This window comes from Paenibacillus thiaminolyticus (assembly GCF_003591545.1).
In the GTDB taxonomy this organism is placed as follows: Bacteria; Bacillota; Bacilli; order Paenibacillales; family Paenibacillaceae; genus Paenibacillus_B; species Paenibacillus_B thiaminolyticus_A.
The window spans coordinates 59,269-83,195 of the sequence record NZ_QYZD01000006.1 but is presented as its reverse complement, the minus strand read 5'-3'; the positions used below and the strand labels follow the sequence as shown (position 1 = coordinate 83,195).

27 protein-coding genes are annotated in these 23,927 nt (G+C 52.8%); 5 read left to right on the top strand and 22 right to left on the bottom strand.

Features of this window, described 5'->3' with window-relative positions; translation table 11 throughout:
• Positions 1-185: 185 nt before the first annotated feature.
• From DQX05_RS09405 to DQX05_RS09375, 7 genes are all read right to left on the bottom strand, one after another.
• Positions 186-1,157, bottom strand: a complete 972-nt coding sequence (locus DQX05_RS09405) for a biotin--[acetyl-CoA-carboxylase] ligase (protein ID WP_119792954.1) — start codon at positions 1,155-1,157, stop codon at positions 186-188.
• The gene (locus DQX05_RS09400) at positions 1,154-2,443 is read right to left on the bottom strand and encodes a CCA tRNA nucleotidyltransferase (protein WP_119792952.1); all 1,290 of its coding nucleotides are present in this window, start codon (positions 2,441-2,443) and stop codon (positions 1,154-1,156) included. Before DQX05_RS09400 ends, DQX05_RS09405 begins: the two co-directional genes overlap by 4 nt.
• A gap of 71 nt (positions 2,444-2,514) precedes the next feature.
• The gene (gene bshA, locus DQX05_RS09395; protein ID WP_119792950.1) at positions 2,515-3,675 is read right to left on the bottom strand and encodes an N-acetyl-alpha-D-glucosaminyl L-malate synthase BshA; all 1,161 of its coding nucleotides are present in this window, start codon (positions 3,673-3,675) and stop codon (positions 2,515-2,517) included.
• Between the two features lie 68 nt (positions 3,676-3,743).
• Positions 3,744-4,442, bottom strand: a complete 699-nt coding sequence (gene bshB1, locus DQX05_RS09390; protein ID WP_119792949.1) for a bacillithiol biosynthesis deacetylase BshB1 — start codon at positions 4,440-4,442, stop codon at positions 3,744-3,746.
• Complete coding sequence (gene mgsA, locus DQX05_RS09385) at positions 4,442-4,864, bottom strand: methylglyoxal synthase (protein WP_119792947.1); 423 nt, start codon at positions 4,862-4,864, stop codon at positions 4,442-4,444. Before mgsA ends, bshB1 begins: the two co-directional genes overlap by 1 nt.
• 41 nt (positions 4,865-4,905) lie before the next feature.
• Entirely contained in the window at positions 4,906-5,709 is an 804-nt protein-coding gene (gene dapB / locus DQX05_RS09380) for a 4-hydroxy-tetrahydrodipicolinate reductase (RefSeq protein ID WP_119792945.1), read from the bottom strand.
• Positions 5,710-5,739: 30 nt separating this feature from the next.
• Positions 5,740-6,120, bottom strand: a complete 381-nt coding sequence (locus DQX05_RS09375) for a nucleotide pyrophosphohydrolase (RefSeq protein ID WP_119792943.1) — start codon at positions 6,118-6,120, stop codon at positions 5,740-5,742.
• Between the two features lie 155 nt (positions 6,121-6,275).
• Here DQX05_RS09375 and DQX05_RS09370 point away from each other — a divergent pair, with 155 nt between their 5' ends.
• The 4 genes from DQX05_RS09370 to DQX05_RS09350 all read left to right on the top strand — a co-directional run bounded on the left by DQX05_RS09370 (position 6,276) and on the right by DQX05_RS09350 (position 10,071).
• Complete coding sequence (locus tag DQX05_RS09370; protein WP_119792941.1) at positions 6,276-7,145, top strand: YitT family protein; 870 nt, start codon at positions 6,276-6,278, stop codon at positions 7,143-7,145.
• Between the two features lie 223 nt (positions 7,146-7,368).
• Positions 7,369-7,566 carry a serine hydrolase gene (locus DQX05_RS33070; protein ID WP_119792940.1) on the top strand — a complete coding sequence of 66 codons (198 nt, stop codon included), beginning with the start codon at positions 7,369-7,371 and terminating at the stop codon, positions 7,564-7,566.
• Positions 7,536-7,811: a serine hydrolase gene (locus tag DQX05_RS33065; RefSeq protein ID WP_397335202.1), complete on the top strand. Its 276-nt coding sequence runs from the start codon at positions 7,536-7,538 to the stop codon at positions 7,809-7,811. Before DQX05_RS33070 ends, DQX05_RS33065 begins: the two co-directional genes overlap by 31 nt.
• Before the next feature lie 1,345 nt (positions 7,812-9,156).
• Positions 9,157-10,071, top strand: coding sequence for a transposase (locus DQX05_RS09350; protein ID WP_119792935.1), 915 nt, complete (start codon positions 9,157-9,159; stop codon positions 10,069-10,071).
• 810 nt (positions 10,072-10,881) lie between these two features.
• On the opposite strand, the gene DQX05_RS09345 is transcribed toward DQX05_RS09350, so the two are convergent.
• The 12 genes from DQX05_RS09345 to DQX05_RS09290 all read right to left on the bottom strand — a co-directional run bounded on the left by DQX05_RS09345 (position 10,882) and on the right by DQX05_RS09290 (position 19,288).
• Complete coding sequence (locus DQX05_RS09345; protein ID WP_119792933.1) at positions 10,882-11,724, bottom strand: sporulation protein YpjB; 843 nt, start codon at positions 11,722-11,724, stop codon at positions 10,882-10,884.
• Between the two features lie 52 nt (positions 11,725-11,776).
• A complete protein-coding gene (locus DQX05_RS09340; protein WP_119792931.1) occupies positions 11,777-12,412 on the bottom strand; it encodes a DUF1405 domain-containing protein in 636 nt (211 codons plus the stop codon).
• 139 nt (positions 12,413-12,551) lie between these two features.
• Positions 12,552-13,415 (bottom strand): menaquinol-cytochrome c reductase cytochrome b/c subunit, encoded by an 864-nt coding sequence (locus DQX05_RS09335; protein ID WP_119792929.1) that lies wholly within the window; start codon positions 13,413-13,415, stop codon positions 12,552-12,554.
• A gap of 18 nt (positions 13,416-13,433) precedes the next feature.
• Positions 13,434-14,105 (bottom strand): menaquinol-cytochrome c reductase cytochrome b subunit, encoded by a 672-nt coding sequence (gene qcrB, locus DQX05_RS09330; protein ID WP_006678863.1) that lies wholly within the window; start codon positions 14,103-14,105, stop codon positions 13,434-13,436.
• 18 nt (positions 14,106-14,123) lie between these two features.
• Positions 14,124-14,660 carry a QcrA and Rieske domain-containing protein gene (locus DQX05_RS09325; RefSeq protein ID WP_119792928.1) on the bottom strand — a complete coding sequence of 179 codons (537 nt, stop codon included), beginning with the start codon at positions 14,658-14,660 and terminating at the stop codon, positions 14,124-14,126.
• 172 nt (positions 14,661-14,832) lie between these two features.
• The gene (locus tag DQX05_RS09320) at positions 14,833-15,282 is read right to left on the bottom strand and encodes a DUF2487 family protein (RefSeq protein WP_119792926.1); all 450 of its coding nucleotides are present in this window, start codon (positions 15,280-15,282) and stop codon (positions 14,833-14,835) included.
• 93 nt (positions 15,283-15,375) lie between these two features.
• Positions 15,376-15,555, bottom strand: coding sequence for an IDEAL domain-containing protein (locus tag DQX05_RS09315; protein ID WP_087441915.1), 180 nt, complete (start codon positions 15,553-15,555; stop codon positions 15,376-15,378).
• Positions 15,556-15,578: 23 nt separating this feature from the next.
• Positions 15,579-16,085 (bottom strand): gamma carbonic anhydrase family protein, encoded by a 507-nt coding sequence (locus DQX05_RS09310; RefSeq protein ID WP_119792924.1) that lies wholly within the window; start codon positions 16,083-16,085, stop codon positions 15,579-15,581.
• A 68-nt stretch (positions 16,086-16,153) separates the two neighbouring features.
• Entirely contained in the window at positions 16,154-17,308 is a 1,155-nt protein-coding gene (locus DQX05_RS09305) for a hypothetical protein (RefSeq protein ID WP_119792923.1), read from the bottom strand.
• Positions 17,309-17,447: 139 nt separating this feature from the next.
• A complete protein-coding gene (locus tag DQX05_RS09300; RefSeq protein ID WP_119792921.1) occupies positions 17,448-18,062 on the bottom strand; it encodes a histidine phosphatase family protein in 615 nt (204 codons plus the stop codon).
• A 48-nt stretch (positions 18,063-18,110) separates the two neighbouring features.
• Positions 18,111-18,707 carry an anti-sigma factor gene (locus DQX05_RS09295; protein WP_119792919.1) on the bottom strand — a complete coding sequence of 199 codons (597 nt, stop codon included), beginning with the start codon at positions 18,705-18,707 and terminating at the stop codon, positions 18,111-18,113.
• A complete protein-coding gene (locus DQX05_RS09290; RefSeq protein ID WP_087441920.1) occupies positions 18,707-19,288 on the bottom strand; it encodes an RNA polymerase sigma factor in 582 nt (193 codons plus the stop codon). Before DQX05_RS09290 ends, DQX05_RS09295 begins: the two co-directional genes overlap by 1 nt.
• A gap of 998 nt (positions 19,289-20,286) precedes the next feature.
• Here DQX05_RS09290 and DQX05_RS09285 point away from each other — a divergent pair.
• The gene (locus tag DQX05_RS09285; protein WP_182914687.1) at positions 20,287-20,730 is read left to right on the top strand and encodes a hypothetical protein; all 444 of its coding nucleotides are present in this window, start codon (positions 20,287-20,289) and stop codon (positions 20,728-20,730) included.
• A gap of 254 nt (positions 20,731-20,984) precedes the next feature.
• Here the strand turns inward: DQX05_RS09285 and DQX05_RS09280 are convergent, their stop codons facing one another.
• The 3 genes from DQX05_RS09280 to hisC all read right to left on the bottom strand — a co-directional run bounded on the left by DQX05_RS09280 (position 20,985) and on the right by hisC (position 23,915).
• On the bottom strand, positions 20,985-21,500 hold the full coding sequence (locus tag DQX05_RS09280) for a hypothetical protein (protein ID WP_182914686.1): 516 nt from the start codon (positions 21,498-21,500) through the stop codon (positions 20,985-20,987).
• A gap of 226 nt (positions 21,501-21,726) precedes the next feature.
• A complete protein-coding gene (locus DQX05_RS09275) occupies positions 21,727-22,821 on the bottom strand; it encodes a prephenate dehydrogenase (protein ID WP_119792917.1) in 1,095 nt (364 codons plus the stop codon).
• Entirely contained in the window at positions 22,818-23,915 is a 1,098-nt protein-coding gene (gene hisC, locus DQX05_RS09270) for a histidinol-phosphate transaminase (protein WP_119792916.1), read from the bottom strand. Before hisC ends, DQX05_RS09275 begins: the two co-directional genes overlap by 4 nt.
• Positions 23,916-23,927: the final 12 nt, after the last annotated feature.

Here is a 23,927-nt window from a genome sequence, read left to right as displayed (position 1 = left end):
GAAAAAGAGGTCGCATGCGGACGTCCTTCTGTCTCGGTCCCTTCGGCTCAGAGCAGATACGTGCACCACGTTCGTCAAGGAATATGTACTTGTCGGCACGATGTTCCTTGCTTACTCGGGTGAGTGCGATTCTCTCCCGAGATACCGCCTCACCGACTACAGTATAGCAGATCCATGGATCGGTTTCACCCGGAAAAATGCACATCTCCGGAAAAAACTTTTTGCACCGTTCCCATCTTGTCCCTCAGCAGCAAGGCCCCGGATTCATCGAGCCCTTCCGCTATGCCCTCCAGCGGCCCTTGGGGGGTCTCGATAGTCAATTGCCGGCCGAGCGTAATGCTCTGCGCCTCCCACAGCGTCCGGATAGGCCCGAACCCTTCCTCCTCATAAAGCCGGTACAGCTGCTCCAGCTCCTGCAGGCATGCCGCCACCAATGACGCCCGGTCTACTTCCCGGCCCGTCATGAGCTTCAAGGACGTCGCCCGTTCCTGCATCTCCTCCGGGAAATCGGCCGCATCCAGATTGACGCTGATGCCGATGCCGGCGATGACATAGAGCAGCCGCTCGTCTTCGGCGGCCGACTCGAGCAATATGCCGGCCACTTTTTTGCCGTCGGCCAAGATGTCGTTCGGCCATTTGATGCCGAGCGGGGCCGACGTCAGCTTCTTCATCGCCCGGAACATGGCCACCGCCCCGAGCAGCGTCAGATGCGGCGTATACGGCAGCGGAATGCGGGGACGCAGGACGATGCTCATCCAGACCCCCTTGCCCGCCGGCGAATGCCAGTGATGCCCCTGGCGGCCCCGTCCGCCCGTCTGCTCCTCCGCCAGCACGATCGCGCCCTCGGGCACCCCTTCCTTCGCCCAAGCGGCCGCTTCGTTCTGCGTCGACTCCGTCTTCTCCACAATGCGCAGCCGGTTGCCGAAGTTGCCCGGAGCCAGCTTGCTGAGCAGCGCCGCCTCATCGAGCCGGGTCGGCTGGGCCACAAGCCGGTACCCGAGCTTCGGCACGGCGTCGAAGGCGTAGCCCTTCGCGCGGAGGACGTTGATCTGCTTCCATACGGCCGTCCGCGTAATCTGGAGTCGGCGGCTCAATTCCTCTCCGGAAATATATTGACCCGGGTGTTCCCGGAACCAGTCCAGTAATTGTTGATTCATTCTCGCTTCCACTCTTTCTGCATGTATTCCCTAAGCGCGTCGCGCTCGTTCGGCACATCACCGAGCGCGACGGCAAGCCAGGCGGCTTCGAGCGCCTCGCGAAGCCACGGCCCGGCCGGCCGTTCCGATGCTTGCAGCAGATCCCCGCCCGTCAGGGCGATGTCCGGCAAGCGGCGGACGGCAATGCGCTGGAGCCAGGCTTCGCCGTCCCGCAGGAACGGCGCAAGCCGCTCCTCCGGCACGCCGGCCAGCGCCCGGCGGCAGGCGTGCCATCCGCGGAGCGCGTCCTCGCCGCAGGCGTAGAGCGCTTCCGCGTAGGCCCGGCGCCAGGCGCGCTCGCCGCCGGGCCCGGCCAGGGCGGCCTCGCCTCCGGCCGCCAGCCGCGCCTCCGCGCGCAGGACGCCGAGCACCGCGTCCTGCTGCGCGCCCGAGAAGCGAAGCGCCTGCACGATGCGCTTCGCTTCCGCCTCGCCGGCCGCCAGGCCGAGCAGCAGCGCGGCGAAGCGCAGCTCGGGTCCAGCCACGGACCCGAGCGCGCACAAGAGCCGCGGCCAGCCGTCCGGCGCAGGGCCCGCCAGCGCGCCAAGCGGCTCCTTCGCATAGCGCAGGAGCCCGCTACGCGCAAGCATGGCCCACCCGCGGGCCGGATCGGCTCCCGCGGTCAGCTTCCACAGCTCGTCGCGCACGCGTTCCATCGCGACGTAGCGCAGCGTCTCCCGCTGGCGGAGGAGCGCCCGCCACGTCGACTTGGCGATGCGTCCGCCCAGCAGCGACGCGAACCGGACGCCCCGCAGCATGCGCAAGGCGTCCTCCCGGAAGCGCATCTCCGGATCGCCGACGCAGCGGATAAGGCGCCGCTCCAGATCAGCGCGGCCGCCGAACGGATCGCGCAGGCCGCCCTCAATATCAAGCGCCATCGCGTTGATCGTGAAGTCGCGGCGCCGAAGATCCTCCTCCAGATCGTCGATGAACTCGACCTCTTCGGGCCGCCGATGGTCCTCGTAGGCCGATTCCTTGCGGAACGTCGTTACCTCATATATATAATGATCCATGACGACCGTAACCGTACCATGCGCGAGCCCCGTGGGCACGACGCGCCGGAACAACGCCGTCACCTGCTCCGGCAGAGCGGAGGTAGCGATATCAATATCGCCAACCGGCCGGCGGAGCAGACTGTCCCGCACGGAGCCTCCGACAATATAGGCTTCATGCCCCGCGTCCAGCAGATGGCGCATCACTTGCTTCGCCTCTACATATAGCAACTCTTCTTCAAGATTGCATTTCATCCATGGCCACCCCCTTTACATACAAGCGCGCGCAATGGCAGCCATTGCGCGCAGGAGATTCCGGCTGTACGTTAACAGACGGGCTTCGGAATGCCGACCTCTTGCCCGAGCACCCGGTAATATATTTGTTCGTATTCCCATGTGATCAGATCATTGCAGAAATCGTGATGAGCCCGATGCAGACACGCCTCGCGCATCATGCGGGCGAGCTGCGGCTGGCTTAGCAGCTGAATGGCGTAATCCGCCATCGCTTCCGTATCCCCGATCGGAGCGAGGAATCCGGTCTCTCCATGCTTCACCAGCTCCGGAATGCCTCCGGCCTCCGAGCCGATCGTCGGCACGCCGCAAGCCATCGCTTCAAGCGCGACTAGGCCGAAGCTCTCTTTCTCCGAAGGAAGCAGCAAGCAATCGGCCATCGAGATGACTTGGGCGATTTCATCCTGCTTACCGAGAAAGTGAACCCGGTCCTCCAGCCCCATCTCCCGGATTTTGCACTGTACCTTCGGCATATCCGGTCCTTCACCGACGAAGACGAGACGGGAAGCAACTTCCTGCTGTACGCGATAAAAAATATCCACCACATCCGCCACCCGCTTGACCGGACGGAAATTCGAAATATGCATCAAAATTTTTTCGAACGGATAGGCGAATTCAGCCCGAAGCTGAGTGACATCCCGCGGATAGTAGATGCGCTTGTCAACGAAATTGTAGGTCAAATCGATCGGGCGGGTAATCTCCAGCAGCTCCCGCGTTTCTTTGATCAAATCATGGGAGACGGCAGTAACCGCATCGCTCTCATTGATAGCGAACCGGATCATGTCCTTGAGTGATTCATCCTGGGCGAGAACCGTAATATCCGTCCCGTGCAGCGTCGTGACGACCTTCAGATCTGGATGGGACATCTGCTTGGCTAAGTAGGCGCACACCGCGTGCGGTACGGCGTAATGAACATGCAGCACATCAAGCTGCTGCATATTGGCTACCTGCGCCATTTTATTCGCCAGCGACAAATCATAGGGCGGATAGCGAAAGACATAATAATCGTTGACATCCACTTCATGATAGTAGATGTTCTTCAAGAACCCGGATCCGAGTCGGAATGGAATATTGTGGGTAATAAAGTGCACTTGATGTCCGCGCTCCGCCAGAAGCTTGCCTAGCTCGGTCGCAACGACGCCGGAGCCCCCGAGAGACGGATAGCAGGTAATTCCGATTTTTAGTCCTTCCTTCAAGCCGATTCCCTCCTATCTGTTCCAAAATGCTTCGTTCAACGGCATCCAGCATGCCCTTGACCTGATAATTATAAAAAGGCGGAAACGGCGTACGGCCCCTTCATGGCAAAGCCTTCGGCCATGGCAAAGCCTCTGGCCTGCCCAAGCAAAGCGTCTCTTGCCTCGACCCGTTCCACATATCCTTGATTCAACGGTGTCAAGACGACATCGTCCGTACCGCTTGGGCGGACGAATTGGGAAGAATAGGCGCACAGCGCCTTACGCTTCTCTTCATAGACATCGGTCACATCGACCAGTATCTGGGCGGGAGCGATATCGTTAATGAAGTAATAAAAAACCTGCTCCACCGTATGGGCGGGCGCATCGGGCATATACCGGCGCAGCTTCGCATTAAAAATCGCTTCCTGCACAATGCGGCTGCATTGAATATGATCGGGGTGGCGATCCTCCCAGTAAGGCATGAACACGATGCGTGGACGATAGCGGCGAATCGCGCCGACGACCGCATCGATATGCTCTCGCCGGAGCTCCAGCCCCCTGTCAGGCAGCTTCAGATTGTCGCGAACCGCCAGCCCAAGAATGGCGCTTGCCTGCTGGGCCTCCCCGCGCCGGCGCTCGACCGTTCCGTTCGAGGACATCTCCGCCTCAGTCAGATCGCAGATGCCGGCACGGAAGCCGAGCTTCGTATGCTTGGCTATCGTGCCCGCCATCCCGATCTCCACATCGTCCGCATGCGCGCCGAAGGCAAGGATATCCAGTTCAATCATTACTCTTCCACTCCCGGCTTGTATTTATGAGCCAATTCCCGCCATGCAAAATCGCCGCGCTGCAGCGCCTTGACCAAAATTTCAGCCGACGCCACATTCGTGGCCACCGGAATGCCCTGCACGTCGCATAGACGAAGCAGCGCGATAATATCCGGCTCATGCGGCTGGGCCATTAACGGATCGCGCAGGAAAATAATGAGATCCATCTCGTTCTCGGCGACCAATGCGCCAATCTGCTGATCGCCGCCGAGCGGCCCCGATTGGAAGCGATGGATATCCAGAGCGGTTCTCTCCATAATCCGAAGCCCCGTCGTGCCAGTAGAATACAACTGGTGGCCATGGAATACACTTTCATACGCCGTCACGAAATTGACCATCTCGTCTTTTTTCCGGTCATGTGCGATAAATGCGATTTTGTACATGCTGTAACCTCCGTTGCGATATCCCCTGTAATATAACGGGCTTAGTCGTCTAGCAGATGTTCAAATCCGTAAACCAGCTCTTGCAGCTCCATCACTTTCTTCACCGCGACGTTGACGCCCGGCATATAGCCGGCCCGATCATAAGAATCATGGCGAATTTTCAAGGTTTGTCCATAACCGCCGAAAATAACCTCCTGCTGCGCAAACACCCCCGGAAGCCGTACGCTATGGATTCGGAATCCATTATAGTACCCTCCACGCGCACCTTCCAGCTTCTCTTCTTCATTCGGATTGCCCTGGCGCTTCTCTTCTCTCGTCTGGGAAATCAGCTCGGCCGTCTTGATTGCCGTCCCCGAAGGCGCGTCCAGCTTCTGCTCACCGTGGTATTCAATAATCTCAACATCCGGCAAATATTTGGCCGCCTGCTGCGCGAAGCGCATCATAAGGATCGCTCCAATCGAGAAATTCGGTGCGATTAATCCGCCGATTCCCTGGTCCTTGCACATGCCGCCCAACCGTTCGATATCTTCCGGAGCGAACCCCGTCGTTCCGATTACCGGGCGAACCCCGTGCTTTATCGCCAGCTCGGTATGCTGGAGCACCGCTTGCGGTGTCGTGAAATCAACCATGACATCCGGCGCATTTACTTGCAGTACCTTCTCGAGATCGGACTCAACGATCACGCCGCAGGCCGGCAATCCGACCAGCGAACCGGCGTCGACAGTTCCTGCCGAACGATCGACAGCGGCAACGAGGCGAAGCGCTTCATCTCCCAGCACCATTTTTACGACTTCACGGCCCATGCGGCCTCCTGCTCCGACAACGGCTACATTGATTTGTTCCATCCTCGCCCATTCCTTTCCTTAACGTGCCCGCTAACCGTTCGGATGTTCCTCAATCCGCGTCCAGCGATCAGCGTCTCTCGTGGTGAATTTGTGCATGACATCGTCATGCGCCTTCGTCAAATCAATGCCAAGGGAATTGGCAAAGCATAATAAAATGAACAGGATATCTCCCAGCTCCAATTCAATGGAATTGTCCGCCTCCGAAGCCTTTTTCGGCTTCTCGCCATACGAATGATTCACTTCCCTGGCCAATTCGCCTACCTCTTCCGACAAGCGCGCCAGCAAGGCGAGCGGGCTGAAATATCCTTCCTTGAATTGTGATATGTAACGGTCCACTTCGCGCTGCATTTCTGCTAACGGCTTCTCGCGCAGCGTCGACAAGAGCACCTGCAAATCCGAATTTGTCGCCATGCCATCCCCTTCTTCAGCTGTTTCATTCTGCTACTATGTTAACGTATACCCGGCTGGAAAACAAATGCTTTTTATATGTAACTTATTTCGATATACTAAGAATGCGCCGCTCAGGCGCGATAGTTATCTTCATTGAAAAAGGAGCCTTGCCACACGTGAATTCCACCTGGCTGCAGCGCATATGGCAGACCTACCTGCCGATAACGATCGGAACGGCCGTGTACGCGTTCGGTCTGATTTACTTCATTATTCCCAACCAGCTGATGGAAGGCGGCGTCACCGGAATTACGGTGCTGCTGAACTATGCCGCAGGCATTCACCCGTCCCTTTCCACACTTGTGCTGAACATCCCGCTTTTTGCGATTGGATGGAGAGCGTTGGGAACCCGGCAATTAATATACAGCATCTATGGCGTTCTGTCCCTCACTCTGTTTTTGTGGCTGTTCGAACGAGCGGTGGCCAATCAATGGATAGTCCCGTTCCAGACGGAGCATGATTTCATCCTTGCTCCCCTGTATGCTGGCGTGACCTTGGGAGCCGGCCTTGGCATCGTGTTCCGCTTCGGAGGCACCACCGGAGGCGTAGACATTCTGGCGCGGATCGCGAACCGAAGATTCGGCATCAGCATGGGGCAATTCATTTTGCTGCTCGATATCTTCATCATCGGCTCCGCCTTGTTCTACATCCCGAAGGAAAAAATACTGTATACTCTCGTAAGCGTTTTTATCGCTTCCCGAATTATCGATTTTATTCAGGAAGGGGCATATGCGGCCAAAGCCTTCACCGTCATCACCGAACATGCCGAAGCGATCTCGCAGTCGATAACGAACGAGATGGAGCGGGGCGTGACGCTCATTCCCGTCATCGGAGCCTATTCCCGTGAACAAAAGCAGATCGTGTACTGCGTCGTCAGCCGCACCGAAATGCGCCGCTTCCAAGTGCTCGTCAAGCAAATCGACCCGCGCGCCTTCATCGTCGTCAGCGATGTCCACGACGTGCTTGGAGAGGGCTTCCGCGAAGCATAGCAGCCCTGCAGTATGCCGGGGATGAAGATTTCCGCACCGACACAGCTTCGTACACTAAAAAAAAATGCCGGAAGCACAAGCTTCCGGTTTTTCGGCTGCTCCCCATCTTTTCCCTTCCTCGGTTTCACTTCATTTAGCCCCTTCCTTAACACCCTCCCTTTAACTCCGAGTAATTATTAAAGAATGCGACCAAAATTTTCTCGTCATAGAAGATATAAACCGGATGGAGTCTCCTCTCGCACTGCAGAAGCATCATATTACCTCCGCTGCGTTTACGTTTGTCGAAGGCGATCACATCATGTATAACCAGGGCTTCGGTTATGCCGCTCTCGAAAAGAAGGTTCCTGTGTCTCCGGATAAAACGATGTTTCGCGTAGCTTCTATTAGTAACTGTTTGCCGGAACGGCCGTCATGCAGTTAGTAGTACAAGGCAAGCTGGATTTACATACAGATATTAACGAGTACTTATCAGAATTTAAAGTCCCGGCTACATTCGGACAACCGATAACGCTTCATCATCTGCTCACGCATACAGGCGGCTTCGACGAGGATTATAACGGCTTTTCGGTTCGGGACTATAGGGATTTCGAGGGACTTGAGTTGTACTTAAAAGAGCACGTTGACGGAGGACGCAATAGAACAGTTAGCCTTGGAATATGTATATAAAAACGGTTCCTACAAACCGGTGACCTTATACGAAAATAATGTAGTACCTGCAGTCAGCGTCATTGCGACGCCAGAAGACATGGGGGGGTCATCATCGCCCATAATAAAGAAGTCAGATGACACCGGAGTTGCACGTCGAAGCCATCGCCAATTTTTATCGGATCGCATTTATTTAAAAACGACCAAGATCAATACATTACATTTTCTGAGAATGACTCCGGTAAAGTAAATCGAATTTTATACCACGGGGGTCCATTTGAACGAATCCCATGGTATCATGTTTCGCTCACAAATGCTGGAGCCCTTTTGATCGGCCGCATCTATCTTTGCGGTTGCAAGTTTTAGTTATCTCTTTATCATGCATTACTATCGCTTTATCGGCTTTTATTATTGGAGCTGGCTGAGCATTTAGGCCGGGGTTGTGCTATGTCGCCCTAGCTATAGAGGGAATACCCGTTACGATAAGAGTGCTGCCTCGGTAACGAAAAGTGTCCCCTCTGCGATGCGGCATGTGATCCACAGCGAATGGGATTCAAAGCGCATCTGATCCAAGATGCATCTGATCCGGAGCAAGTACATGCAGTCCATGCTCTTTTCACTATTCTCCCGTTGCGTCAGGCAGTCCCTGGCATCAGGCTTCATCAACATTTTTGACCCTCATCAGCTGAAAATCCTCTCCCCCGCCTCTTTTCTTTACTCTCCCGATCGTTCAGGACAAGCGTTTCCTCACGATTTACCGTACGAATTATCGTACGAACACCACCTGCACGATAGAGCTTCTAAACCCCATTATCAAATATCGCTGTTCTAAATGCCCCCTTTCATTTTTCTCGCTGCCATTTTCAAAACACACTTTACAAGTCTAAATGTTAGGTTTCAGGAAATGAACATAGGCTTCTTTTTTCCTGACGCAATGGGAGATTGAATATAAGAAGGGAAAAATATATAAAGATATAGGGATTTAGAGACAGATATAAAGATAGATATAGAGATTGAGATAGTATCGAGATAGATATTGGGATAGAGGTTGCGATAGAGGTGGAGATAGACGTTGAGATAGATATTGGATAGAGGTTGAGATAGACGTGGAGATGGAGATGAGGATAGAGATGGAGATGAAGAGCGAAATGGTAAAGCATCGTCGGCCGTTACAACGTACAACGTCAGCCCCAAGTCAATGTAAAACGCTGTGTATAATATAACTTTAAAATCCAGCGTTGAATCTTACTTGTTCGGCTCCATTTTTGGAAAAAAAGGGGTTGATATCCGAATCTATGTTCGCTATAATTGTTATAGGAACATTTGTTCGTTTTTTTGGAAAAGTCTTCGTTTGGAGGGAGTGCAGATGGAACCATTGGATCAGATTGCGACATTGGAGGAGTTGTGGAAGATATTCGCTACCGAAGCGGATTGCGCCGCTTATGTGGAGAAAATCAAATGGCCGGAAGGCTATATTTGTCCGCGCTGTGAGCACCGCCAGTCTTATGTCATCAGAACACGCCGCCTTCCTCTGTATGAATGCCGCTCCTGCCGTCATCAGACCTCGCTTATTGCCGGAACGATTATGGAAGGAAGCAGAACCTCTCTCAGGAAATGGCTTGCGGCCATTTGGCTCGTCTCGCTAAGGAAGACAGGAATCAATGCCGTTCAATTGCAAGCTGTACTTCAAGTTACCTATAAGACGTCCTGGCTCATTTTACATAAAATTCGAGGAGCGATTCATTGTCATGATACCCATAATTTTATGAAGGGAGACGTGCGGGGCATTATCGTGTTCTATGGACGCCCATTCAGTTCACCCATCGTGATGCATGACAAGGAGACGGCAATTATCGTTGCGGAAGGTACATCCTTCTCCGCGTGCGGACCGGCAAGACACTACAAGATGAAGCTTATCGGGAGAGAGCATCTATCAGGCAAGCTGCTTCTTCCTTCGGGATGTCAGCACTTCACAGAGCAGCATGTTGAGAAGAACAATGACTATGAGACGGAGATTAACCGCTACATTTTCCGCATTCGCCGGGACAGCCGGCTTTATTTGATGTATCGGCAGGCCCGCCAATGGTTGAATCAGATGTTCCACGGCATCGGCGCCAAGTACCTTCAGCGCTATCTGGATGAATTTATCTTCCGGCTCAATGGGCCAGTAGCTTCCGTCGCATCTCAATTGCTCCAAGTATGTCTTATGCGCTCGCCGGTTAGCGTAACACATACAGGACAAACGTTTCCTCGAGCTCGAGCAGCGTCTTGCGCGGCGTAGATGGCGTAGACGGTGTGCCTTTGTACTTTGAGCTACTGAATAGCGTCTTGTTCAGGATAAGGCGGTGAATATTTTGCTTTGCAGAGCAGCATCGTGCACAGCGCATGATGGTGTTTATTTCGATTTTCTGAATAATGTCTTTCAACTGCGTGAGACAGTGTTTGTTACGTTTTTTTGAATCTCGTCTCCCACCAGAATATAACGGTGTTTGCTTCGCTTTTCTGAGCGGCATCTTGCAACAGACTTAGACAGTTTTTGTTTCGCTATTCTGGACGTCGTCTTTCACTGCGTAGGTGAGTGCTCCTGTCGTTTTTCTGAAAACGCCTCTTCCATTAGCGTGAGACGTTGTTTGTTCTCGTATGTCCTGGGCAACGTAAAAGTTGTATTTTGGGTGTTTGTGTTCGTCTTGCCAGCTCCAATGAGTCTGAGGGGCATACTTTCTTCCTGCTTATCTTCAGCGCTTCCGCCTTATTGTGTTAGGTTCCTACACCGGACGTGGGTGGAAGGGGCTACATGGATGGAAAGCGACAAAAGCTACTTTCAACGGGGAGGAAAACTGGGAGTGCATAATGAAGCGATGGAATGGATTCTTGTTGATCGTCCTGAGCCAAGGGGAGAATATGCATAAGGACGCAAAGACATTTGCCTCCCTTCCATTTGAAATTCTCCCCTTCCGTCTCGCACAGCCATTTTCCAACCACCAGCACCCCCGGAACATGAACCGAGCAATAACGAGATGTTTGTTTATCCACTCAGTCGCTTGCCAGCTCGTATTCAAGCTGCTTGACTTACAAGCGCTTGTGGTATGCATTACTTGCGGAAGCGGCCAGGGCGAATCGAGTCATGCTCGTAGCGGTATTTCTGCAATGCGACATAGAATAAGACGGAGCAGATAATAAATGTAAATAATAATGTCCATTGCAGTGGCAGTGTCCCTCTATCTTCATGCCCGAATGTCGGCGCGTCCTTGGTCTTGCCGAACAATTGGCGAAGCCATTCATCCCCGTGCCGGTTCAGCGCCTGATTGACTTCAGCGAGGGGCGTCTGCTTGGCTACGGCCCGTTGGACAAGCCGCACGAGGGAGTCGATGACCTCCATCGTCTCCGGACTGCGTTGAATGGTCGCTGCCGGTCGGATGCGGTCCACATGCAGCAGCCACTGTTTTGCGCTGGACAACCACTCTTTGTCTTGCTTTACCTGCTTCATTCGGTTCATTTCATCACGCAGCATCTGTTCGTATTGAAGCCACATCGCTTGTTTTTTATGGATTAACGCATCTGATGCCAGCCGCAAGCGAGCCGCCACATGCATCAGACGCTCCTCATTCAATTCTATCGCGGGCAGCGCGCGCTTCACTTGAACGATCGCGTCACTTAACGCCCGAACCCCTTCGACACCCGTCGCGCCATAAAATGAAGTGTCGGTCATCGATTCTCCCATCTTTTGCACAAGCTGCCGCGCCTGATCAAGCTCTTGCTTCTTCACGGCCTGATATATTTCCTCCGCTTGCTGGTCCAGCTTCAGCCATCGATCCTCTGGCTTGCCGGCCATGCTGTTCGGCTCTGTTGCAGCACCGGCAGGCGCCAGGCCGAGTGTACACATGCCGATGATTCCGATTACGATAACAAGCCAACGTGAACGCCTAATAAGCATGTACATCCCTCCCCCATCATCGTATGGGGAGATGTCCAAATTTATGCCTCCGCTAACCGTTCCCTCTTGCCTGCTTCATCGCTGCCCAGCTTACTACCACGCTGACGCCCGTCAAGGCGAACGTGAACACGCATACCTCCAACAAATAAGGATGCAGGGTCCGAGGCAGCCAAGGAAATACTCCGGCACTGTAGTCGACGGTATCATTCAGCCATGTCCAACAGGCCGCTATCGTTAAGCTGGCACTTCCAAATCGGAATAACCGCACATACAGCAGCGCTTCTACCGCCATCGCCAGATGGGAACTGATCAACATCCAATCCTGCCACACCATCGGCGCTCCTAGGGCAGCACCGGCAAAGATCATAGCGCAGGCCCATACCCCGTACTTGATGGAGGTAACTACCGCAAGCGCCTCAATGATCTTGACTATGACGCTCCCCCATACCGAACGGGGCTGCGGACGTATTAAGAGGAAGAGAATGCTGATTGTAAAAAACAAACTTGCGGTCGGACTATCCGGGACAAAGGGAATTTGCCATAGCGGATGATTGTTCCACGTATAGATCAATTGATCCTTATACCAATAATAGCCGTACACCGTACCAACAAGATTGCACCAAAATAATGTCCACAGCACCCAACGCCGGCTTAAAAAAGACCTGCTGAACAAAGAGGTCAGCTTCATATGTACTCTACCTTCTTCCGCTCCGATCCGCCAATTCGTGCATGAGTTCGCTTAGAACAAGCACGGATCGAATGAACTAATATTCATCTACAGAACGAGCCTGACCGTAACAACGGTCAGGCTCGAGTCTCTACTTATTTTACTTCTCTGCTTTCTGTTTCGCAAGCCATTCTGCGATATGATTCAATTCCTCTTCACTTGCCGCATCCTTCATTGGCGGCATGTTGCCCTTACCATTATGGAGGATGTCGAGGATATCATCTTTGGTTAATGTATCGCCGATGCCGCGGAGCGGAGGACCCGATTGACCTTTCAGGTCAGTGGCGTGACAGCTCAAGCATCCTGCTTTTTTCATATAATCCATTGCCGGATCATCCTTGTCAACCAGCGCGATCTCTTTGTTCGGCTTCGGCTGCCCTGTAGGCTGGCCAGCCATCGCAGCTTCGCGGGCCTTCTCCAGCCGGACCTCATGCTCTGGCCTAATGTTCAGCTCTGCCAGCTCGGCTTCATACCCCAGCCAAGCGACACGCGTCAAATAGAAGCAAGCAATCAAGCTGACAATCATGAGCGAGGAAGCTATCGGGCGCTTGTAGAAGCGGCGTTCCTTCCCTTTATCCAGGAATGGAGCCAACATCAATCCGCCGAACATGATACCCGGTATGAGCACCGTACCGATTACGACATAGCTTCCAGACGCATATGGGTATTTCAAGAACTGATACAAGAACAAAAAGTACCAGTCAGGAATTGGAACGAACCCCGTATTGTTCGGGTCAGCCGGATAACCTAGCGGAGCAGGCTCCGCAATGGTCAGCACGAAGATTCCCACCAACGCAACAACGCCAACCATCCATTCCTTCAATAAGAAGTTCGGAATAAAGGCTTCGGACTTCCCTGGATACTCGGTATAATCCGGCGGGATCGTGTTGTGGTTTTTCTTCTTAATCCGCGAATCACCGACATATACGATTTTCTCATTATTCGACGACTTATCGTGTGCCAATTGGTCTCTCCTCCTCTCTTATAGCGGTCCTGAAATACCTTGACGGCGAATCATCAAGAAGTGAGCGCCTATCAAGGCTAGTAGAGCCGCCGGCAAGAAGAAGACGTGAATTGCGAAGAACCGTGTAAGCGTCTGCGCTCCGACGATCGTACCGCCCTGCAGCAATTCCTTGACGTACGGTCCGATATATGGAACGGTATCGGCGATCTCCATACCGACCTTGGTCGCGAAGTACGCCTTGTTATCCCATGGGAGCAGGTATCCCGTGAACCCGAGACCGATCATAATCAAGAGAATCAGTACGCCCACGACCCAGTTCATTTCGCGCGGCGATTTGTAAGAGCCGGTGAAGAACACCCGCAACGTATGTAAGAGCATCATTACGATGACGAGACTCGCGCCCCAATGGTGCATCCCGCGAACAATTTGGCCGAAGGCCACTTTGGTCTGCAAATACTCAACACTGTAGTAAGCGTTGACAATGTCGGGGACGTAATACATCGTCAAGAACATACCGGACAAAATCTGAATCACGGTGATAAAGAACGTCAACCCACCGAAGCAGTACACGAACGCGGAAAAATGGTGCGCCGGATTCACGTGTTCCGGCACTTCGTGATCCGCCAAGTCGCGCCATATCGGCGTGATATCCAGACGTTCGTCAATCCAGTTGTAAACCCCTTTAAACATCTGACCTACGCCTCCTTGTTACTGCACGTGTTGGTTCGGAATCTTGTCACCAAGATATACAAAACCGTTTTCAATTTTCACTTTGTACTCGTCCAGCGGTGCGCGTGCTACAGCCAGCTGCTTGCCTTCCTTCGTGTAATGCGCGCCATGGCACATGCAGAAATACTGATCTTTGTACTTCGGGTTGGAATTCCAGTTAACCGTGCATCCCAAGTGCTTGCAGACCGGTGATAACGCGAAAATATCTCCGTTCTCGTCTTTGCTGATCCAAGCAACCAATTGAGGCTTGCTCTCATACCAGCCGTCGATTTGCGTTACATCGAATGTAAATTCCTGAGGTTCATTGGTAATCTTGCTAACTTCCGCAACTTTTATGTAGTTCCCCTCTGTCTTTTTCTGCAGAAGCGGATCCACGGCGAACCGTACCATGGGAATAGCTGGACCGACGAACATGAAAGCGCTCGCTCCACCCAATGTGTAAGAAAGAAATTGTCTACGAGACATTTCTTTGCGAGGTTGGTGAGGTTTCTGCTCGTTATTTTGCGGTTTGCCCATTACTGTCTTACCCCCTTTACACAACCGTTCTCGCAGCTTGCAATGATTAGAATCACAATCTAACTAGGACATCATTATAATATCCCAGTGCCATGAAAGCGTCAAGAATTTACCAGCTGAAATGCAAATGGGAACACGATTTACGACAGAAAATGTTGAGATTTTGTCACAATTACCCTTCAAACTGTGATGCGTACCACATTTTTTGAATTTTGTCCTTCATCAATTCCTTGACAGTGTTCGCATCTTCCGTTCCAAGCTCTGCCGGAGAAAAGACAGCATCTGCCTGTGGCACCTCCCCCTGCCGAAGCCAGACGGCTTGCGAGACAATGACAATATAGGCAAACCCTTGCTCCTTGAGCCGTCCGCACACCTTGTCCAACAACTCGATATCCGCCGGCTCCGGCTCGCTCCCTCCCGTGAAGTGGTAAGCCGGGTAAGTAACAGTCCGCCCGTGGAACGGAATCTCTACCCCGTCCAGCCAGTCCCGCAGCTGTTCGAGCCGCTCCACCGCTTCGACCGGCGATTCCAGCCCTGACAGTCCGGTCACAGGCAGGATGCAAGTGTCCAGATAAGGTCCCCATTCTTTCCATTGTTCTGCAGTCAACTCGCTGAATTTCATGCTGCTCCCCCTTTTTTCCAGTTACTCCTCCCCATATTATAACCCGTGGTACAAAAAAATGAAGAATCGCTCAGCGCGCTTCTTCATTAGGGGTTACTGTAACGTCTTCAGTTCTTCCGTTAAGGATCGGAATGTGGTCTCATCCCCTGCTGCCAATGCCTTGTCAATTTCTTCATAAATTCGTTCCGTTCGATATTTCCGTATCGCGTCGTCCCAGATCATTTCCGCAGTCAAACTTAACATCGTTTCATACGTCACTTTCATTTTATCCATAGGATGCACCTCCAACCTAACGATTAAGAGATCCTATATTCCTTTCCTTTCACCACATAGCTATCCGTTGTTCTCTTCATGCGCTGCAAATCTTCGTCTGTCAACTCCCGTATGACTCTTGCGGGTGAACCGAGAGAAAGAGTATAGGCCGGTAATTTGTTATTTTCAGTGACGACGGAACCAGCTCCTACTAAAGCATATTCACCAATTTCCGCTCCGTTCAGTACAATGGCCCCCATGCCAATCAATGTACCTGTGCCTATCCGGCAGCCATGGACGATCGCGCTATGTCCAATCGAGACGCGATCCGCGATGATTAATGGCTGATCCGTGTTGACATGGCCGATAACACCGTCTTGCAGGTTCACTTCCCGGCCGATCTGTATCGGAGCCAGGTCACCGCGCAGCACGGCGTTGAACCATACACTGGACAGGGGACCGACGGTTACGTCACCGATGAGCTTCGCGCCTTCCGCTACATACACGGACGGATCGAGGCTCGGTCGAACTCCTTTGTAAGGGATAATCATATGTTCGCACACCTCCGACACACCTATTCATCATGCCATCCTATGGGATAAAAGGTGGTCTCATCGTATCAATGGGCATGCGGCTTGTCAACGTTTAGCTGAATCCTGTCTTCATGGGCGACATAGACGCCTTGAATGATTTGCTGCCCTTTTTTCGTCATCTGCAGCACCTGGGCTCCACTCGCAGTCTCCCCCAGCCGAAGCAGACCCAGATGAACCATCATCATGATGATGCGCTGCCGAAATACGGATTCGGATGTGTCGAAATAGAACGGCCGTATATAAGGAAGCAGCGTCCGTTCCAGCGATTCCAGCGTCGTCCACCTTGATGTGCACAACTGGATCCAGTGGACGACAGACAACAGATTCGGAATGGCGTTCTTGTACAGCTTCAACCAGAATCGGTAGAGCGAGGCCGTCGGCTCGGTTCCTCTTCTGCTCCGCCTCTCCTCGCCCGGCGGGGAGCAGCGCAGCCGCCCGTCTCCTTCCTCCAGCCAGCCTTGGTAGAAGGCATAGTCATAGATGAAAGATAACCGGTTCGGATAATCATGGAACCGCCTGCCGTAACCGAATCGCCATTCTCCCTTGCCTATCGGTGTCTCCCGAATCGCGAACGTATCGAGAAGCTGCTGCTGAGCCCGCTTATACATCACCCCTTCCGAATTCAAGGGCGGAGATTCCGTCGCGACGAAATCAAGGAGTTGCACGATGTCATCGCCGATTCTCCCATCCTCGTCACGATATGCGTGCGGTTCAGCGGTAACCTGCAATTGGCTGGAGAAGGATTGATACAGCACATCTTTGAAGCGCTGCTTCAGATCGGCCGGAATCTGGAACAAATACTTGGTCTGCGGGTTGCAGCCGTTGAACAGCCAGCCGCTATGCTTGAACTTCGCAATCGTATCCCGCGGTTGAGGCCCTGACGGAGCAGGATCCGACTTGCCCGGCACCACCGTATCGAACTTCGTCTGCTGCACTCGGGCCACCAGTTCCTCCAGACTGAAGGAGGAGCGCTTATCGAACAGGATGGAATTGAGAAAGCGCCGTTCCTCCAGCGTCATCTCATTCACATGGCGTTCGAACACATCCCTGCTGCCAAGTGTCAGCAAAATCGATTGGATCAACTCATGCTTGGAGCGTTCATTGCATACACAGCCGTACCGCTTCGCAATCCGGGCCAGCTGCCCGATATCCGCGTAACTAAGCATATCTGCCAGATTCATGCCGAACCTCCGTTCTCTGTAGCTTCATTCCTTGACCGAGTCCTTGTTACATTAACCATTATTGGAAAAAGTCCGGCATTTATTCAGCAAAAGAAAAATAAACAGGCCCCGGTTCATCGATCGGAACCAAGGCCTGCTTCTATCTCCCGCGGTGGATAGTCACCGCATCAGAGGGTTGGATATGTTTTGTGCAATTATATAGTACAGGATGCCATTCCGCGCCTCGCCGCTCAACAATCGAGTATGACAAGTTGCCGATATGGCCCTGCGACATTTGTCCGAACAAAGCAATGAACAATTGGGCGAGCCAGCTTCCATGCGTCACCGCCAGAAGGTTCCGGCCTTCACTGCGGAGCGCCAGCGACTCCAGCGTCTTCACGGCCCGGTCGCGCAGTTCGTCATCTCGCTCTTGTCCCAGATCTAGCTCGCGCCAGTCAGCGCCCCAGCGCTTCTCCCGCTCCTCCGGCGTCGTTCCTTCCACCTGGCCGTAAGCACGTTCGACCAATCCCGGCTCCGGAGCGAGCAGCGGGATATTCAGCGCGTTCGCCAGGATGGATCCGGTCTCGTCAGCCCGCCGAAGGCCGCTAGAGATGACGGCTTCAAAAGCGATGTCTTCCTTCTTCAGACGCTCGGCCAGCAGCGCCGCTTGCTTCCGGCCTGTATCATTAAGCGGGATGTCCGTTCGTCCTTGAATCTTCCCTTGGGCGTTCCAATCGGTAATCCCGTGTCTAACCAATCCGATATATTGGGCCATTGCTTCTCCTTCTGTACCGTGGAAATGTGTGAACAACCTCAATAAAAATTATCGACGCACCCGCGTCAGCCAATTCAACAGCAACAAGGCAAACGTAACCCCGAACAGGGACAACGCTATCCAATAATGAGGAATGGTAGGCACCACTTGCAAAATGACCGGATCGCTGATGCTGGCTACCGGGACGCCTATCGTCATATTCCCCCAGCCCGATTGATCGCCGCCGGCAACGACCGTCGGAATCACTCCGCTAATATCTTCGATGTTCGATTGCTCTCTGCGGACAAGCAGCAAAATCAGCGCGCACAAAAATATCCCCATACAAAAAGCAACAATCCCTGCAAGCATATTGCGAGATCGCAGGGACCATGTCTGTGAACGTTGATGAACCGGAACGAGCCAGTCTTGTTCTTCGTAAATCATGTTCATAACCCGTGCCGGTGAAAATCCGGAACCGGACGCCTCCCGAATGAGGATGTCCGAATCGTCTTCCATCCATTCCTCGCTTGCAGCCCATACGCTGTATTGCTCAGCGCAAGATTCGCATTCGCTTAAATGCTTCTCAATCGCTAGCCGCTGCGGATCGTCTTCTGGCAATTGGGAATAGACCGGCATCCACTCGAGCGCTTCCGCGCATTTCATCATTAATTCATCCCCTCAACTCCCGGCTCGGTAATGTATGCCTCCAACTGAGACTTCACACTCGCACGAGCGCGGAACAGCAGCGATTTCACGGAGCTTACCGTCTGCCCCAAGGCATGGGCAATCTCTTGGTAATCCAGTTGGTCATACTCGCGCAGGATGAGGGCCGAACGCTGCTTCTCAGGCAGGCGGTTAATGGCTTCACGCACCAAAGACACCTTCTCATTCCGCAGCAATGCATATTCCGGTGCCGCCTCGCGCGGCGCTTCCGGAACGATACTGTAATCATCGTCCAACGATACTTGCACGCTGCGCTGCTTCCGCAGCTCGCTCAGTACCGTATTACGAGCAATCGTATATAGCCAAGTCGAAAAAGAGGCCTCTGCCTCGCGGAACGTATTCAGGCTCCGATATGCCTTGAAGAACGTCTCGGCACATAAATCCTCGGCAAGCAATTCCAACTGGGAGCTCTTTAACATATGAAATATAAATGATAGCAGTTTTCGTTGATAACGATTCATCAATTCCGCGAATAACTCGACGTTGCCGTCTTTAATCTCGCGGATGATCTGGGAATCGGTCATGGACTCAAGTTCCTCCTTGCTTTCCATATCCTTCCCGATGCGCTACCTGTTAAGGTATACTCTCGAAGTATAGAAAAGTTGCGGATCGGAGATCAAATTACGTCGTTCTCTCATTCACCTATAAAGCGTATGTAAGATTATTCTTCAAAATGTTAAACAAATTTCTCACATATAGTCGTATTTTAGCATACAAAAGTCGAATAATGATTAAAAATTTTTAAGGTATTTGATGACCAAGCTTACGATTCCGTAAGATTACATCCTTACCGTATGCTGCTTCATGCCAAAAAGTGCTTTATCTAGTTGGCATTTTCAAGGAAATAGGCTTGTCCTTTGAAGCGCGTAGATCATGCAGCCCTTCCGCTTCATCATTGGGCATCGAAAAACGGACAAAAAAACGGCACCGAAATGGCGCCATGCAATGAGAATTAAGCATTCCGATGTCTCAAGCTTCGATAGGACTTCACCAGCATGATCAGACACGTGCCTATAAGTAATAGGAGCGTGCCCGCCCAGAATGCCACTGTAAGCAACAAAGCCTGAAGAGATCCCATAAAATTTCAGGATGGTCCATGATATTTTTGCCATGGGTTATCCAATATAAGAGCTTTGCGCCTAGAAATCCACCCAAAACGTTCCAAAGCGTAATCGAGAAAATATGAGAAGGATCCAGTGCCTTTTCTCTGCCCGTGTTACCAACAAATGATATGCTGCAATAATGCCGATCGCAATCATCAATCCATATCCATATATAGTTATTGGACCACTATGGAGCAGATCATTCTTCATAGTGATTCCCATTCCTTTCGCTTCGGAACAGTTTGACGCTTTGTTATGTCCTGCTTGGATTTTGTCAAAGTTACACGATACCCGAGATATCTTGAGCCCATGTAACCAATAGACTCGTTCAAGCTGAAATTCCGCTTCGTGAAGACCAGATTAGGGGCAAGCTGGAAGAGGCCATCCGTTATCGCTTAGGGCGGACGCCTCGGCTCTCGTTGACCAACCGGGACATATCGCCGGAAAACATTATCGTTGACAACCAGCTTCTGCGGCTGATCGCTGCGCTGCCGTTGCAGTATGATGATCATGCGTTTGCCGGAAATCTGCTCAATAATTTTAACACCCTATTTCCATCTTACGACCGTTCTCCCCGCTATGCGAAGCATAACTTCGGCAGCTACAGGGCCCAGCTCAACGGATTCGCCGAAGGCTATCTTGCCGGCTATGCGGCAGGAGACGAGAGTATTGAATACTCGCTCAAGGTTGAGGAATTTCTGATGCTGCTTGATTTGGCCTGCCATCATACAGGCCTGCTTAACGAGGAATGGAATGAAGGAATCCAGCTGCGGGTCGGTGACCGCGCAGCTGTGAAGGAGCGGATTCCTGAATATATTCGGCGATTGGAGCAATTTGCATTTGATAGAGGGCCGAACAAATAATTATGGTGGAACGCCCTGATTTGCGGTGTTACGGAAAAATATGTGAAATGAAGTAAATTATTTTATAAAACCTATTGACGGGATGAAAACGGATACATTATAATAAAGGCACAGTATGGTTTCTCTCCACTCCTATCCAATATCTAGCGCTTACTATAGCGCAGGCCGCCCGTAGTGGCGGCTCTTTTTTTATCCGTATACAGTACACGTCATAAAAGTGATTCTTTTTCTCCTTGGCTTTAATCTCAACCGTCCTACTCCACAGTCGTAGGCTGCTCGAATTGCTCCCGGTACTCGTTCGCTTCTTCTTCCCAATAGGCCTGCAGATCCCCTTGGATTTCTCCGGCAAGACCTTCCTCCTGCCAGCCAAGAATTCCAAAACCGCGCAGCGGCACCTCCGCTCTGCTCATGGCTGACATAAATTGTCCGCACTGCCGTCCGAGCTCAACCGCATCCGATCGGGTCGTCTCTTGCAAAGACAACGTCGTCCCGCAATACGATTCCATCGTAAAGGTAAGTTCAGGCTCCACATGATAAGCGAAAAATTCGGGACAGATTCCCGGCATCACCTGATTAGCATGTTGATAATAAAGCCCCCGGGATGCGTACTCCCCCACCATCTCTTGCTCTTTATATACAAAAGGGGCGCCGTAAGCTGCTGGCTTAGGAACGCGGAGGACAAGGGCTTCATGCTCGGCGGTATGCAGCAAATAGGCGGCATGCCACGCTCCCTCCCCGAGATAAGACGACGATAGGCCCGCTCTGCTCAAGCGATTTCCCTAACTCACTTTACCGCCTTACTTCTTCTACATCCATGGTCAATTCCCTGTCTAAGCACCAAGGATTGCCATTGTCATACACCCGCCGTGAAGAACCCTATAGACTGTAAAAGCAAACGGGCTAGTCAAGGATGTTCCTCGACTAGCCCGTTCTACCCTGGTTACGGTTCAAGCTGCTCTGTAGTGCACAATGAGAATATGCCGTTGGGACATTCCCTTACACATAGATTTGGTACCCGCTCCCGGTCAGCAGCTCATTGGCCCGATCCGCATCCTCCTGCTGCCGGAAAGACAGGCGGAGGACGCCGGGCACGTCTTCGCGGCTCTCAATAATTTGCAGATTGCTCAAATTAATATGATGCTTGCCGAGCTCGGTAGCGATTTTCCCGATAATGCCCGGCGTGTCTGGGACATCCATATACAGATCGTGGAGCCCGAGCAGCACGCCTTTGCGCCGCTCCGGCATCCGGCTGCGGAACTCCCCTGCCTTCGCGAATTGGTGCATAATTCCTTCGCCGTCCCGCTGCTGCAATAGATTGATGAATTGCTCCGTGTTCGCTTTCCAGTCCTGAAGCATTTGGAGAAGGGTATCCCGATTATTTAACAAAATATCCCGCCAGATAACCGGATCGCTCGAAGCAATACGCGTAATATCGCGGAATCCGCCAGCAGCCAGCACCTCGTGGAGACTGTTGTCCTCATTGTATTTTTGAACTTGATTGACCAAAGCAACGGCGACAATATGCGGAAGATGGCTGATGGCGCCGACGACTGCATCGTGCTCCTCCGGATTCATGCGGATAATATGGGCCTTCGTGCAGCGAAGCAAGGAGACGAGCCTGCTGTACGCATCCTCATCGACATTCTCATCCGGGGTCAAGACATAATAAGCGTTCTCGAACAGCAGCGTCGAAGCCGCCTCCACGCCGGAGCGCTCCGAGCCGGCCATCGGATGACCGCCGATAAAGTGCACCCCGCTCCACGCCAGCTCGCGGGCGCAGCGGGCAACCGACGCCTTCGTGCTCCCGACATCGGTCATGATGCAGCCTGGCTTCACATCCAACTGATGAAGACTTCTCAGCATCGATTCCAGCATGCCGACCGGGGAGCAGACAAAGATATAATCCGCATCCCGCACGGCATCCTGCAGCGAGGTCGTGGCTTCATCGACGACCCCGCGCTTGACATACTTTTCTGTTGAAGAAGGATTCGGTGAGTATCCGACCACATGAATCCCGGGGTTATTCTTGAAGCACAGGGCGAGCGAACCGCCAATCAGTCCTACGCCCAGAATCGCGATTCTCGTGCTCATTTGCCCACCTTGAATTCGGCCAACGCCGCTTCCAACGCTTCGATCATCGCTTCATTCTGTTCGCGGGAGCCAATCGTGATGCGGATATGTGTCGGATACTTTTTATGGCCTGCCCGCGTAATAATTCCTTTGCGCATTAGCGCCTCGAACACCTGCTGCGCCGGATGACCCACGTCCACCATAATGAAGTTGCCATGGGCCGGGAAGCTGGACAATTGCAGTCTTGCGAATTGTTCCTGCACATAGCGGATCCCTTCCGCGTTCAGACGGCGGCACTCCTCGATGAATGCCTGATCCTGAACGGCAGCCAGGGCGGCCGCTTGGGCGAAGCGCGACGTATTGAACGGTTCGCGCACCTGATTGATCAGGCGGATGACATCCGGATGCCCGATGCCATATCCAATCCGGAGCGAGGCCAATCCATAGATCTTGGAGAAGGTCCGCAGCGTAATCAAGTTTTTGTATTGAGGCAAATATTCAAGACCGTCAGGGAATGACTCGTCTGTCACATACTCGCAGTAGGCTTCGTCCAGCACGACGAGCATGCGCTCCGGAACGCGCTCCATGAACCGCTCCAAATCGGCGCGGCCGATAATCGTCCCCGTCGGATTGTTCGGATTGCAGATCCAGATCAGCTTCGTCCGTTCCGTGACGGCGGCGAGCATCGCGTCCAGATCATGCGCCCCTTCCTTCAACGGAACCTCGACCGTGACTGCGCCTTCGATATCCCCATTATGCTTATATTGCGGGAAGGTCTGGTCGGCGGTAATCTGCTCGTCGCCTGCCACCAAGAACGCCCGGCACAGCATCAGAATCACTTCATCCGAGCCCGCGCCGAACACGATTTGATCCGTGTTGACATTGAACTTCTCGGCTATCGCTGCAGTCAGCGCCACGGCAGCCCCGTCCGGATAGATGCTGGCATTTTCAATTTCCTGCCTCATCGCTTCCTTGGCCTGAGGGGAGCATCCGAACGGATTCTCGTTGGACGCCAGCTTAATGATGCGGTCCAAGCCCAGTTCCCGCTTCACCTCATCGACCGATTTCCCCGGCTGATAGACAGGGAGATGTACAATACTGCTCTTCGGTTGCATCCGGTTACCACC

Coding starts and splice junctions, on each gene's coding strand:
- DQX05_RS09405 (WP_119792954.1), bottom strand. CDS start 1,157: ATGAATCAACAATTACTGGACTGGTTCCGGGAACACCCGGGTCAATAT.
- DQX05_RS09400 (WP_119792952.1), bottom strand. CDS start 2,443: ATGAAATGCAATCTTGAAGAAGAGTTGCTATATGTAGAGGCGAAGCAA.
- bshB1 (WP_119792949.1), bottom strand. CDS start 4,442: ATGATTGAACTGGATATCCTTGCCTTCGGCGCGCATGCGGACGATGTG.
- mgsA (WP_119792947.1), bottom strand. CDS start 4,864: ATGTACAAAATCGCATTTATCGCACATGACCGGAAAAAAGACGAGATG.
- dapB (WP_119792945.1), bottom strand. CDS start 5,709: ATGGAACAAATCAATGTAGCCGTTGTCGGAGCAGGAGGCCGCATGGGC.
- DQX05_RS09375 (WP_119792943.1), bottom strand. CDS start 6,120: ATGGCGACAAATTCGGATTTGCAGGTGCTCTTGTCGACGCTGCGCGAG.
- DQX05_RS33070 (WP_119792940.1), top strand. CDS start 7,369: ATGGAGTCTCCTCTCGCACTGCAGAAGCATCATATTACCTCCGCTGCG.
- DQX05_RS09350 (WP_119792935.1), top strand. CDS start 9,157: ATGGAACCATTGGATCAGATTGCGACATTGGAGGAGTTGTGGAAGATA.
- DQX05_RS09345 (WP_119792933.1), bottom strand. CDS start 11,724: ATGCTTATTAGGCGTTCACGTTGGCTTGTTATCGTAATCGGAATCATC.
- DQX05_RS09340 (WP_119792931.1), bottom strand. CDS start 12,412: ATGAAGCTGACCTCTTTGTTCAGCAGGTCTTTTTTAAGCCGGCGTTGG.
- qcrB (WP_006678863.1), bottom strand. CDS start 14,105: ATGTTTAAAGGGGTTTACAACTGGATTGACGAACGTCTGGATATCACG.
- DQX05_RS09325 (WP_119792928.1), bottom strand. CDS start 14,660: ATGGGCAAACCGCAAAATAACGAGCAGAAACCTCACCAACCTCGCAAA.
- DQX05_RS09320 (WP_119792926.1), bottom strand. CDS start 15,282: ATGAAATTCAGCGAGTTGACTGCAGAACAATGGAAAGAATGGGGACCT.
- DQX05_RS09315 (WP_087441915.1), bottom strand. CDS start 15,555: ATGGATAAAATGAAAGTGACGTATGAAACGATGTTAAGTTTGACTGCG.
- DQX05_RS09310 (WP_119792924.1), bottom strand. CDS start 16,085: ATGATTATCCCTTACAAAGGAGTTCGACCGAGCCTCGATCCGTCCGTG.
- DQX05_RS09305 (WP_119792923.1), bottom strand. CDS start 17,308: ATGAATCTGGCAGATATGCTTAGTTACGCGGATATCGGGCAGCTGGCC.
- DQX05_RS09300 (WP_119792921.1), bottom strand. CDS start 18,062: ATGGCCCAATATATCGGATTGGTTAGACACGGGATTACCGATTGGAAC.
- DQX05_RS09295 (WP_119792919.1), bottom strand. CDS start 18,707: ATGATGAAATGCGCGGAAGCGCTCGAGTGGATGCCGGTCTATTCCCAA.
- DQX05_RS09290 (WP_087441920.1), bottom strand. CDS start 19,288: ATGACCGATTCCCAGATCATCCGCGAGATTAAAGACGGCAACGTCGAG.
- DQX05_RS09275 (WP_119792917.1), bottom strand. CDS start 22,821: ATGAGCACGAGAATCGCGATTCTGGGCGTAGGACTGATTGGCGGTTCG.
- hisC (WP_119792916.1), bottom strand. CDS start 23,915: ATGCAACCGAAGAGCAGTATTGTACATCTCCCTGTCTATCAGCCGGGG.